This is a genomic window from Streptomyces sp. P5F9 (assembly GCF_057961495.1).
On sequence record NZ_JBXVPZ010000077.1, the window covers coordinates 1 to 11,341 of the forward strand.

At 71.6% G+C, this 11,341-nt stretch carries 11 protein-coding genes; 8 read left to right on the plus strand and 3 right to left on the minus strand.

Going from position 1 to position 11,341, the window contains the following annotated elements:
* The first annotated feature begins 175 nt into the window (after window positions 1–175).
* Entirely contained in the window at window positions 176–1,420 is a 1,245-nt protein-coding gene (locus AC31A1_RS15475) for an MFS transporter (RefSeq protein WP_489653870.1), read from the plus strand.
* Between the two features lie 3 nt (window positions 1,421–1,423).
* Here the strand turns inward: AC31A1_RS15475 and AC31A1_RS15480 are convergent, their stop codons facing one another.
* From AC31A1_RS15480 to AC31A1_RS15490, 3 genes are all read right to left on the minus strand, one after another.
* Complete coding sequence (locus AC31A1_RS15480) at window positions 1,424–2,257, minus strand: triphosphoribosyl-dephospho-CoA synthase (RefSeq protein WP_489653871.1); 834 nt, start codon at window positions 2,255–2,257, stop codon at window positions 1,424–1,426.
* Window positions 2,258–2,266: 9 nt separating this feature from the next.
* Complete coding sequence (locus AC31A1_RS15485) at window positions 2,267–3,199, minus strand: intradiol ring-cleavage dioxygenase (RefSeq protein ID WP_489653872.1); 933 nt, start codon at window positions 3,197–3,199, stop codon at window positions 2,267–2,269.
* 108 nt (window positions 3,200–3,307) lie between these two features.
* A complete protein-coding gene (locus AC31A1_RS15490) occupies window positions 3,308–3,754 on the minus strand; it encodes an ATP-binding protein (protein ID WP_019055063.1) in 447 nt (148 codons plus the stop codon).
* Window positions 3,755–3,990: 236 nt separating this feature from the next.
* Between AC31A1_RS15490 and AC31A1_RS15495 the strand changes: the two genes are divergently transcribed.
* The 7 genes from AC31A1_RS15495 (at window position 3,991) to pheA (ending at window position 11,301) form a co-directional block, all read left to right on the plus strand.
* Window positions 3,991–4,827, plus strand: coding sequence for a hypothetical protein (locus AC31A1_RS15495; RefSeq protein ID WP_489653873.1), 837 nt, complete (start codon window positions 3,991–3,993; stop codon window positions 4,825–4,827).
* A 172-nt stretch (window positions 4,828–4,999) separates the two neighbouring features.
* Window positions 5,000–5,737 carry a YcnI family copper-binding membrane protein gene (locus AC31A1_RS15500; RefSeq protein WP_489653874.1) on the plus strand — a complete coding sequence of 246 codons (738 nt, stop codon included), beginning with the start codon at window positions 5,000–5,002 and terminating at the stop codon, window positions 5,735–5,737.
* Window positions 5,738–5,830: 93 nt separating this feature from the next.
* Entirely contained in the window at window positions 5,831–6,481 is a 651-nt protein-coding gene (locus AC31A1_RS15505; RefSeq protein WP_489653875.1) for an SCO family protein, read from the plus strand.
* Complete coding sequence (locus AC31A1_RS15510; protein WP_489653876.1) at window positions 6,478–6,927, plus strand: copper chaperone PCu(A)C; 450 nt, start codon at window positions 6,478–6,480, stop codon at window positions 6,925–6,927. The genes AC31A1_RS15505 and AC31A1_RS15510 overlap by 4 nt, the downstream gene beginning before the upstream one ends.
* A 16-nt stretch (window positions 6,928–6,943) precedes the next feature.
* Window positions 6,944–8,989 (plus strand): copper resistance CopC/CopD family protein, encoded by a 2,046-nt coding sequence (locus AC31A1_RS15515; RefSeq protein WP_489653877.1) that lies wholly within the window; start codon window positions 6,944–6,946, stop codon window positions 8,987–8,989.
* 8 nt (window positions 8,990–8,997) lie between these two features.
* Window positions 8,998–10,296: an iron uptake transporter deferrochelatase/peroxidase subunit gene (gene efeB / locus AC31A1_RS15520; RefSeq protein ID WP_489653878.1), complete on the plus strand. Its 1,299-nt coding sequence runs from the start codon at window positions 8,998–9,000 to the stop codon at window positions 10,294–10,296.
* Between the two features lie 72 nt (window positions 10,297–10,368).
* Window positions 10,369–11,301 carry a prephenate dehydratase gene (gene pheA, locus AC31A1_RS15525; RefSeq protein ID WP_393750381.1) on the plus strand — a complete coding sequence of 311 codons (933 nt, stop codon included), beginning with the start codon at window positions 10,369–10,371 and terminating at the stop codon, window positions 11,299–11,301.
* Window positions 11,302–11,341 lie beyond the last annotated feature (40 nt).

Consider the following 11,341-nt stretch of genomic DNA (forward strand, 5'->3'; position numbering starts at 1 on the left):
GTGGGGTACGGGACGCCTAGGGAGCGGGTCTATCCGGAGGCGCTGGAAGCGTTGGGGCGGGTGTTGGAGGGGGCGCAACAGGGCCTGAAGGACCGGGCGGGTTCGGGATTGGGCCAATGACATGGCGATCGATTGGGCCTTCTGACGGGTCCAACCGAGCTCTACCGTCGTAGACATGACGAACGCACTCGTCCCACCTGCGGGCCCGCAACGCACCCTCGCACTCGCCCAGTTGACCAACTCCGTCGGCGACGGCGCCTACTACGTGACCTCGGCGCTGTACTTCACGCACGTCGTCGGGCTCGCCCCCGCGCGCGTGGGCCTCGGGCTCACCCTCGCGTGGGCCGTCGGTTCGCTGGTCGGGGTGCCGCTGGGGCGGCTGGCGGACCGGCGTGGGCCGCGCGGTACGGCGGTGCTGCTGGCTCTGGCGACGGGTCTCGCGGTGGCGTCCTTCCTCGTCGTCCGGGGATTCGTGCCGTTCGTGATCGCCGCGTGTGCCTACGCCTCGGCGCAGTCGGGGCTCGCGGCGGCCCGGCAGGCGCTGCTGGCGGGGCTGGTGTCCGCCGGGGAGCGGACCCGGCTGCTGGCGCATCTGCAGTCGACGCTGAACGCCGGTCTCGCGGTGGGCGCGGGTCTCGGCGGGCTCGCGCTGCGGGCGGGGACGCGGTCGGCGTACCTCGGGGTGTTCGCGCTGGACGCGGTGAGCTTCCTGGTGTGCGCGGGGCTGCTGGTGCGGCTGCCGTCGGTTCGGGGCGTCCAGGTGCGGAAGGCGGGCGGTCTCGGAGTGCTGCGGGACCGGCCGTACGTCGTCGTCACGCTGCTCAACACCGTGCTGCTGCTGCGGATGCCGTTGCTCAGCCTCGGGCTGCCGCTGTGGATCGCGGAGCGGACGGACGCGCCGACCTGGCTGGTCTCCGCGCTGTTCGTGCTCAACACCGGGGCGGTGATGGTCTTCCAGGTGCGGACGGCCCGCGGGATCACGGGGCTCGCGTCGGCCACGCGCGCGGTGCGGCGGTCCGGCTGGATCATGCTGGCGGCCTGCGCGGTGTTCGCGCTGTCGGCGGGCGCGTCGCCGTGGGTGGCGGTGGGGGCGCTGGTGGTCGGGGCGGTGCTCCAAGTGGCCGCCGAGATGGGGCAGTCGGCGGGTTCCTGGCAGCTGTCCTTCGACCTGGCCCCGGCCGACCGGGTGGGCGAGTACCAGGGCTTCTTCGGGACCGGCGTCACCGTGGCCAGGACGATGGGCCCCCTGGTGCTGACGTCCCTCCTCCTGGAGTGGGGGACGCCGGGCTGGCTGCTGCTGGGCGGGGCGACGGTCGTGGCGTCGTACGCGATGGGGCCGGCGGCACGGCGGGCGGCGAGTGCGGGCCGCGAGGCGGGCGATGTGGACGAGGTGAACAGGCGGCCCGCACTGGTGAGTTGAGGTTCAGGCCGCCCGCGCCGGCGAGTTGACCGGTAACGAGTCCAGGAACAGCGCGCCCGCCAGGAGCCCCGCACTTCCGCGCGGGCTCCACGCGCGTGCGTGCAGGTCGGTGTCGAAGGCGGTCAGGGCCTCCGCGCCCGCCGGCGTCGCCGTACCGCCCGCCTCCAGGACGCCCCGCGCCCCCGCCTGGACGTGGCGCAGGCCCAACGGGCCCACGGCGTGCAGGAGTTCGGTGTCCTGGAGGGTGGACATCACCGTGAGGAGGGCGTCGAGGCGGGCCTGTGTCTCCGTCGCCCCGGCCGCGCGGGTCGTGGCGAGGGTGTCCAACGCCCGCCGTACGTGCGGGAATCCGGCCTTGGCCTCGCCCCGGGCACCGGCCGCGCCGTACTTCGCCGAGATCGACGAGCCGCGCGAGGGCCTGCGCGGGGCGCGGCGGTCGGGATGGGCGGCGATGCGCTTCGCGGTCGCGGCGACGTCCTTGGCCCCCGCGTGGGGGTCCAGGGCGGCCGCCGCGACCAGCAGGCCCAGCGCCCACAGGGCGCCGCGGTGGCCGCCGCCGGCGAGCGCCACGGAGTGTTCCGTGCAGCGGCCGATCGCGCCGAGTTCCGCGCGGAGGACGGGAGTCGGCTCGCCCGTGCGGCGGGCGGACGCCGCCATCGCCGCGAGGCCGGGTGTCAGCGCCTTGGCGGACCAGCGCAGGGCGCGGTGGTCCACGCGGGTCGTACGGGCGGCCAGGTCGCGCGGGTCGGGCAGGCCCGGCTTGGGAGCCAGCGCCAGTTGCCCGGTGAGCGCGTCCACGGCCGCCCGCGCCAGTGCCTCGTCCTCGCGGCTCTGCATCGTCGTACCTTACGAGGAGGCGGAGGCCGAAGGGGAGGGGCTGTCGCTGGGCGGCGTACCCGTGGGGGCGCCGCTCGGGGGTGTACCGCCTCCGCCGCTGCCCGCGCCCGTGCTCTCCGCGTCCGGGTCCACGCCGAGGGTCAGCGAACCCTTGTACCCCTTGGACGGGTCCTTCTTGTGCACGGCCTTGAGGGTGAGCAGGCCGCTGGCGGCGCCTCCGCCGTCGTAGACCATGTCGTCGGCGAGGACGGTGTACGAGCCCGTGTGCCTGGCGTACGGGTCGAGGGTGAAGATCTCCTCGGCGATGTCGTCGGCGAAGAACAGCTGGCCGGTGTAGTTGACCTTGCCGCCCTCGTAGGTGCCGTCCTCCTTCTCGCCGCCGGTGTGCACCTTCACGTGGATGTGGCAGGTGCGGGGCGTGTACCAGCCCGGGAAGATCGTCTCGAACTTGACGACCCCGTTGGCGTTGGCGACCTGGTAACCCCGGAGGTACGTCTGGTCGTTGGCGGAGTCGCCCTCCTCGCTCTCCGCGGGGGCCGAGCCGCCCGGGTTGGCGGTGGTGTAGCCGGAGTAGTAGCCCCAGGCGTCGCAGTGCCAGATCTCCACGGCCGCGCCCTTGACCGGGGTGCAGCCGTCCGTGGCGTCGACGACGGTCAGCCGCAGGGTGAGCGGGACGCCCGCCTTGCCCTCGGTGATGTCCTTGCGCACCAAGGCACCGTCGAGGTAGTAGGGGCCCTCCGTGACGCTCGTCATCAGCGTCATGCACTCGCCGCCGGTCGAACTGGCCGAGGCCGTCGCGTCCGCGTTGGTCGTCGTGTCGGCGGTGTCGGCGGACGCCGACTGGAATCCGGCGGCGACCAGCCCGCCGGCCGCGACCGTCCCGCCGGTCACCGCGAGGGCGCGGCGCCGGCTGATGGTTCTGTCTGTGTGTTTTCCCGTCATGATCGCGAAGTTATGGACGGCAGCCGTCAGGGGCGTGGGCCTGGGCTGTGCGTAAGGTAAGAATCCTCAGAAACCTGTAGCCGCCCGGATCCGGCCGCTCCCGGCCGACTACACCGCCATCAACGGCGCGTCCTTCCGCCACTTCAGGATCTTGTCGAAGCTCACCACCGCGCCGCCCACGCCCGGCTTGTTGCCGATGTGGACGTGGTCGGCGAGTTCCTGGATGAGGCACAGGCCGCGGCCGTTCTCGGCCTCGCTCGGGGCCGGGCGGACGGACTGCGTGCGGGCGAAACCGGGGCCGGAGTCCGCGACTTCGATACGACACTTCTCGCCGTCGAGGTACGCGGTGACCCGGTACGCCTCCGTGGGCGCGCCGTGCGCGGTGTCGCCGCCGTGCTCGACGGCGTTGGCGCACGCCTCGCTCAGGGCGACGGAGAGGTCGTAGGAGATGTCCGGGTCGACGCCCGCGGTCTCCATCGTGCCGAGGAACAGTCGCCGGGCGAGTGGCACGCTCGCGGCCTCGCGTCTCAGATGGAGTGACCACCAGATGCTCATGCTCCAGCCTCCCGGCCGCGGCTCGACATAGTGATACCTATTGCCGCCAGTGCCCCTGTGTAAGCACGGAGTTGACGTGATGCCGCCCATATGGGCGATGCGTCCCAAACGTAATTGGTGTATCCGGAGGTAGCTCACGCCGGAGAGTGATCTTTGTGACCTACGACACACTATGGCCTCGGTGGTGCGGACCTGCCGTATGGCGGCGACAAGGCCGGTGCGATGATGAGCCCGCCATGACTGCCCCCCACCCACGTACGGCGCGCTCCGGAGGTGAACTCCGGGTCCTGCGGGCCGCGGTGTTCGCCGCGGTCTGTGTCGTGCTGGCCGCGGCCGGTCACGCGATCGCCTCCTGCGCGACCGTTCCGCTGTGGACACTGGGCGCGGGCTTCCTCGCGACCTTCCTCGTCGTGACGCCGCTCGCCGGGCGGGCGCGCTCGCTGCCGGGGATCGTGGTGCCGCTCGCGGTCGGACAGACCGTGCTGCACACGCTGTTCGGGCTCGGGCAGAGCGCCGGTACGTCGGCCACGGGCACCTTGTCCGCGTCCGACGCCACGCTCGTCGCGCGCGCCGCGCATCTCCTGTGCGGGACCACCGCCGCGGCGATCAGCCCGGCGCAGGCCCACCAGATCCTCACCGACGCGCGGCTGTTGCCGACTTCGGGATCGACGGGCTCGATGAGCGGCATGGGGTCGATGCATCACCCGGCGGACGCCATGTCCACCTCCGCCGCCTCCTCGATGTCGCTGTTCCCGTCCCTGTCCATGCTGCTCGGTCACGTCCTCGCGGCGCTCGCCGCTGGCTGGCTGCTGCGGCGCGGGGACCTGGCGCTGCTGCGCCTGATGGAACTGTCGGCGCACGGAGTCGCCGAAGGGGCGCTCGTACGGTCCCTGCGCGGTGCCCTCGCCCTGGTGCGCGCTCTGCGGGCCGGGCTGCCGGGGGCGCCCGAAGTGGGCCCGGGTCCGCGTCGTAGCGCCCTGTTCGCGCCGCCCGCGCCGCACACCACCGCACTCCAGCACTCGGTGATCCGCCGCGGCCCGCCGGCCGCCGCCGCACACGTCCTCGCCGCCTGACGCGACGCGACCACCGACCCGCACTCCCTTCTGTGCGTGAAGAGGCCGCCGTCGTGCGGCACACGCGTGTGCCCGTGTTTCTCAGCCGGGAAACCACTGATGCACCCGGGACCCCACGCGCCCCTCTTCATCACCGGAACTCACTCGAACTCGAAGTGGAGTGCTCCTTTCCATGAAGTCCATGCAGTCTTTGAAGACCTCTCGTGTCGTCGCCGCCGCTGCGGTCGCCGGTTCGGCCGTGCTCGTGCTGTCCTCCCCCGCCTTCGCGCACGTCTCCGTGCAGCCGGAGGGCGCGGCCGTCAAGGGCGGCTACGCGGTAGTCGACTTCAAGGTCCCGAACGAGCGTGACGACGCCTCGACCACCAAGCTGGAAGTGACCTTCCCGGCCGACCACCCGCTGGCCTCCGTGATGCCGGAGCCGATCAGCGGCTGGACCGTGAAGGTCACCAAGTCGAAGCTGGCCAAGCCCGCCGAGATGCACGGCGAGACGATCACCGAGGCCGTCACCAAGGTCACCTGGACCGCGACCGGCAAGGGCGTCGAGCCCGGCTACTTCCAGAAGTTCCCGGTCTCCGTCGGCATGCTGCCCACGGACGCCGACCAGCTCGTCTTCAAGGCGCTGCAGACGTACTCCGACAAGGAGGTCGTGCGCTGGATCGAGGTGCAGAAGGACGGCGAGGAGGAGCCCGAGAACCCGGCTCCGACGCTCGCGCTGACCTCCGCCCCGGCCTCCGGCGCGACCGCCGAGGACGCCTCCGAGAAGACCGGGACCACCGCCGCCGACTCCACCTCGTCGTCCGCCGACTCCTCCGACACCACCGCCCGCGTCCTCGGCGTGGTCGGCATCGCCGTCGGCGCGGCGGGCGTGGCGTACGGCGTTCTCGCCGGCCGACGGCGTACGACCGTCTGAGGCCCGTCCGCTCATGGCGCGCACAGGGGTCCGTGCGACTCTTGCGTACGACCCCGGTGCGCGCCGGAGCTCTCACAACTGGGACATTTCTCTATGCGCAAGAAGACGTTCGCGGCGGCCGTTCTGCTCGCCGCCGCCACCCTGACGCTCTCCGCCTGCGGCAGCGGCGACGACGGCAAGAGCCCCGTCTCCGTGGTCTCCGAGGACACCGCGACCCAGGCCGCCACCGTGCTCGACACCCCGTTCGAGAAGCCGGACCTGGTCCTCACGGACACGCACGGCAAGAAGTACGACTTCCGGGCGGAGACCAAGGGCCGGCCGACGCTGATCTACTTCGGCTACACCCACTGCCCCGACATCTGCCCGCTGACGATGAACAACATCGCCGTGGCCAAGAAGTCGCTGCCCAAGGCCGAGCAGGACAAGCTGCTGGTCGTGTTCGTCACCACCGACCCGGCGCGGGACACCCCCTCCGAGCTCGGCAAGTGGCTCAAGGGCATCGACACCCAGTTCGTCGGCCTGACCGGCGACTTCGCCACCATCCAGGCCGGCGCCCGCTCGATCGGCATCTCCATCGAGCCGACCTCGAAGGACAAGAACGGCAAGCTGGTCTCCGTCCACGGCACCCAGGTCGTCGCGTTCTCACCGAAGACCAACGGCGGTTACCTGCTCTACGGCCAGGACACCACCGTCGACGACTACACCAAGGACCTCCCCAAGATCGTCAAGGGGGAGACGCCGTGAGACACGCGGTCGCGTCCTCCGTCGTCGTGCTGGCGGGGGCGCTGGTCCTCAGCGGCTGCGGCGGCTCGGACGACGCGAAGGCCCAGCTGTCCGTCAGCTCCGCCTACATGCCCCAGCCGGTCTCGGACATGGCGGCCGGCTTCCTGGACATCGCCAACAAGGGCGGTGCGAAGGACGAGTTGACGTCCGTCACCAGCGACCTCGGCCCGGTCTCCGTGCACGAGACGGTCGGCCAGGCGATGGAGGAGGTGACGTCCCTCGATGTGCCCGCACACGGTCAACTCGTGTTCAAGAGCGGGGGCAACCACCTGATGTTCGACAAGCTGAAGCACACGCTGAAGCAGGGCGACCACGTGACCGTGAAGCTGCACTTTGCCAAGTCCGGCCCTCTCACGGTTGAGATGCCCGTGAAGTCGGCCACGTACAACCCCACGACCGGGCACTGAGGGAGGGACCCCCACCTTGAAGACGACCATCACCCCCCGCGTCCGCAATCTGGTGCTGCTGCTCCTGGCTGTCACCGGCATGCTCTTCGCCGGGGCGGGCACAGCCTCCGCGCACGCCGCGCTGACCGGCAGCGACCCCAGTTCGGGGGTGGTGGTCGCCAAGGCGCCGACGCAGATCTCGCTCACCTTCTCCGAGAAGGTCTCGACGAACGACGACTCGCTGCGCGTGCTCAATCCGAAGGGCAAACGCGTCGACGTCGGCAAACCGTCCAACATCAGCGGTACGACGTACGCCATCCAGGTCCGCAGCGGCCTGCCCGACGGCACCTACACGGTGGCCTGGCAGGTCGTGTCGGCCGACAGCCACCCCGTCGGCGGCGCCTTCACCTTCTCGATCGGCGCCCCCTCGCAGACCACCGTCTCCGCGTCGGCCGAGCAGGACGTCGGCGGCGGACTCGTCGGCGGGCTGTACGGCTTCGGGCGCTACATGTCGTACGCCGGCTTCATCGTCATGGTGGGCGGCGCCGCCTTCATCTTGGCGTGCTGGCAGCGGGGCGCCGGAGTGCGCGCCCTGCAACGGCTGGTGGTCTCCGGCTGGGTCTCGCTCACCGCGGCCACGCTGTGGCTGCTGCTCGTGCGCGGCTCGTACTCGACCACCGGGAAGGTCGGCGACATCTTCGACCTGAACCTCCTCGGGCAGGTCCTCCAGACGAAGACGGGCGCCGCGCTCGTCTCCCGGCTGCTGCTGCTCGCCGCCGCCGCGCTGTTCATCGCCGTGCTCTTCGGCGCGTACGACAAACGCGAGGACGAGGAGAAGCGGGACCTGACCTTCGGTCTCGCGATCGGCGGCGGTGTGGTGGCCGCCGGGCTCGCGGCGAGCTGGGCGCTGGCCGAGCACGCCTCGACCGGGCTGCAGCCCGGCATCGCGATGCCCGTCGACGTCGTCCACCTGCTGGCCGTCGCCCTCTGGCTCGGCGGGCTCTCCGCCCTCCTCGTCGCGCTCTACCGGGCGCCCTCCGACAACCTGGTCGGGCGGACGGCCGTACAGAACTTCTCGCGCATCGCGTTCGGCAGCGTCCTCGCGCTCGTCGCGACCGGCGTCTACCAGTCCTGGCGCCAGCTCGGCTCCTGGTCGGCGTTCACCGACACCGGCTACGGCCAGCTGCTGCTCGTGAAGATCGGCCTCGTGGCGCTGCTCGTCGGCATCGCGTCGATCTCCCGGCGCTGGACGGGACGGCTGGCGGAGACCACCGCGACGGCCGGGACAGCCGTCGAGGAGCGTGCGCCGGAGAAGGAGAAGGCACACGCCACCGCGTCCACGAAGACCGCCGACTCCAGCGCTACGGCGTCCACCGAGGCCAGTGCCTCCAGCGCCACGGCCTCCACCAAGGCCAGCGCCTCCAGCGCCACCGCGTCCGCCGAGGCCGACTCCGACGGGACCGCGTCCCCCAAGGGCGCCGGTTCCGGGGCGGCCGGTGACTCCAAGCGTGCCGCCCAACTCGCCCGCCAGCAGAGCGCCGTGGACACCGCGCGGCAGAAGCGGCTGCGGGACGCCGACCCGGTCCGCTTCGGGCTGCGCCGCTCGGTGCTCGCCGAGGCCGCCGTCGCCGTCGTCGTCCTCGCCGTCACCACGGCCCTGACGGCCACCGAACCGGGCCGCACGGAAGAGGACGCCAAGGCGGCCAAGTCCTCCTCCTCGTCCTCCTCTTCGTCGTCCGCCGGCGCCCTGACCCTGGACATGTCGTTCGACACCGGGGGCACGGACGGCAAGGGCGTCATACGCCTCGACCTCGACCCCGCGCGTGTGGGCGGCAACGAGATGCACGTCTATGTGCAGCGCCCCAACGGCCGGGCCTTCGACGTCCCCGAGGTGAAGGTCGCCTTCACCCTCGCCGCGAAGAAGATCGGCCCGCTGCCCGTGACGCCCGACCGCATCGCCACCGGCCACTGGGCCGCGAACGGAATCCAGATCCCCATGGCGGGCGACTGGAAGATCTCGGTGACCGTGCGGACCTCCGACATCGACCAGACGACCGTCGACAAGAACGCGCAGATCGGCTGAACCACGCCATGCCTGACCAGTCCATTCCCGAGGCCCGCATCGCAGAGGCATCCCCCGGGGAGGCCGTTTCCGAAAACGCCTCCCCCGGGGAGGGCATTTCCCGCCGACGGCTCCTCGGTACGGCCGGTGCCACCGGGCTCGTGCTCGGTGCGGCGGGCGGAGCCGTGGGATACGCGTCCGCACCCGCCGGGGCCACACCGCTGACCTCGCTGGGCGAGGACATGGCAATGTTTCACGGGAAACATCAGCCCGGCATCACCGAGGGCCTCCAGGCGCGCGGCCACCTCGTCGCCTTCGACCTGGCGGCGGGCGCGAGCCGCAAGGAGGCGGCGGCCCTGCTGCGCCGCTGGTCGACGACCGCCCAGCGGCTGATGGCGGGCGAGGCGGCGGCGCAGGACGACACGGATGTCGCCCGGGACGCGGGGCCCTCGTCGCTGACGATCACCTTCGGCTTCGGCAACTCCTTCTTCTCCCGTACGGGACTGGAGAAGCAGCGCCCGGCCTCCCTCGACCCGCTGCCCGACTTCTCCTCCGACCACCTCGACAAGGCGCGCAGCAACGGCGACCTGTGGGTGCAGATCGGCGCCAATGACGCGCTGGTGGCCTTCCACGCCCTGCGCACGATCCAGAAGGACGCGGGCAGCGCGGCCAAGGTCCGCTGGCAGATGAACGGCTTCAACCGGACACCGGGCGCCACGGCCCACAAGATGACGGCCCGCAATCTGATGGGCCAGCTCGACGGCACCCGCAACCCCAAGCCGGCCGAGTCCGACTTCGACAAGCGCATCTTCGTGCCGGCGTCCGGTTCGACCGACCCGGCCTGGATGGCGAACGGCTCCTACGCCGTCGTACGCCGTATCCGCATGCTCCTCGACGACTGGGAGAAGCTCTCGACCGGCGCCCAGGAGAACGTCGTCGGGCGCCGCAAGTCCACTGGGGCGCCGCTGTCCGGGGGCGGCGAGGCGACCGCGATGGACCTGGAGAAGACCGACGCGGAGGGCGCCCTGGTGGTCCCCATCAACGCGCACGCCCGGATCGCCCGGCCCGACCAGAACGGGGGCGCGGCGATGCTGCGGCGCCCCTTCTCGTACCACGACGGCATCGCCGCGGACGGCACCCCGGACGCTGGGCTCCTCTTCGTGTGCTGGCAGGCCGATCCGTTGCGCGGCTTTGTCACCGTGCAGCGGAAACTCGACCGCGGGGACGCCCTGTCGACGTACATCCGGCACGAGGCGAGCGGCCTGTTCGCGGTGCCGGGCGGGGCGGCGGAGGGCGAGTACGTGGGGCAGCGGTTGCTGGAGGGGTGAGGCCGTCGCCCTATGGGGTGGCCCGGTGAGGAAGCGTGCACCGGGTTTGGCAAGGCCCATTAGGGTGAGGTCATGCCAGCCAGCTACGCGTATCTCGGCCCTGAGGGCACCTTCACCGAAGTCGCCCTGCGGACGCTTCCCGAGGCGGCCACCCGGGAGCTGATCCCGTACGTGTCGGTGCAGTCCGCGCTGGACGCGGTGCGCACCGGCGAGGCCGAGGCCGCGTTCGTGCCGATCGAGAACTCCGTCGAGGGCGGCATCACCACCACCCTGGACGAGCTGGTCGCGGGCGCGCCGCTGATGATCTACCGCGAGGTGCTGCTGTCGATCACCTTCGCGCTGCTGGTCAGGCCGGGCACGAAGATCTCCGACATCAAGACGGTCTCCGCGCACCCCGCCGCCCAGCCGCAGGTCCGCAACTGGATGAAGGCGAACCTCCCGGACGCCCTGTGGGAGTCGGCGGCCTCGAACGCGGACGCCGCCCGGCTGGTCCAGGAGGGCCGCTACGACGCCGCGTTCGCCGGTGAGTTCGCGGCCGCCCGGTACGGTCTCGAAGCGCTGGAGACCGAGATCCACGACGCGGAGAACGCGCAGACCCGGTTCGTGCTGGTGGGCAGGCCCGCCCGACCGGCCGCCGCGACCGGCGCGGACAAGACGTCGGTCGTGATCTGGCAGCGCGACGACCACCCCGGCGGGCTGCGCGACCTGCTGGGCGAGTTCGCCACCCGGGGCATCAACCTCATGCTGCTGCAGTCCCGCCCGACCGGCGCCGGCATCGGCAACTACTGCTTCTGCATCGACGCCGAGGGACACATCTCCGACCGCCGGGTCGCCGAGGCGCTGGCGGGGCTCAAGCGGATCTGTCTCCAGGTGCGCTTCCTCGGGTCGTACCCGCGCGCGGACGTCGGCGTGGACGGGGTGCGGCCGCTCTTCCCGGCCACCTCGGACGAGGATTTCCTGGCCGCGGCCGACTGGGTGGCGCACTGCCAGGACGGCCGTTTCTGACCGGTAGTACCTGTGTGGCGCCCCGGTACTACCTGCGTAT

Bases quoted from the DNA above. Each gene is read 5' to 3' on its own strand.
- AC31A1_RS15475 (WP_489653870.1), top strand. From the start codon at position 176: ATGACGAACGCACTCGTCCCACCTGCGGGCCCGCAACGCACCCTCGCA.
- AC31A1_RS15480 (WP_489653871.1), bottom strand. From the start codon at position 2,257: ATGCAGAGCCGCGAGGACGAGGCACTGGCGCGGGCGGCCGTGGACGCG.
- AC31A1_RS15485 (WP_489653872.1), bottom strand. From the start codon at position 3,199: ATGACGGGAAAACACACAGACAGAACCATCAGCCGGCGCCGCGCCCTC.
- AC31A1_RS15490 (WP_019055063.1), bottom strand. From the start codon at position 3,754: ATGAGCATCTGGTGGTCACTCCATCTGAGACGCGAGGCCGCGAGCGTG.
- AC31A1_RS15495 (WP_489653873.1), top strand. From the start codon at position 3,991: ATGACTGCCCCCCACCCACGTACGGCGCGCTCCGGAGGTGAACTCCGG.
- AC31A1_RS15500 (WP_489653874.1), top strand. From the start codon at position 5,000: ATGAAGTCCATGCAGTCTTTGAAGACCTCTCGTGTCGTCGCCGCCGCT.
- AC31A1_RS15505 (WP_489653875.1), top strand. From the start codon at position 5,831: ATGCGCAAGAAGACGTTCGCGGCGGCCGTTCTGCTCGCCGCCGCCACC.
- efeB (WP_489653878.1), top strand. From the start codon at position 8,998: ATGCCTGACCAGTCCATTCCCGAGGCCCGCATCGCAGAGGCATCCCCC.
- pheA (WP_393750381.1), top strand. From the start codon at position 10,369: ATGCCAGCCAGCTACGCGTATCTCGGCCCTGAGGGCACCTTCACCGAA.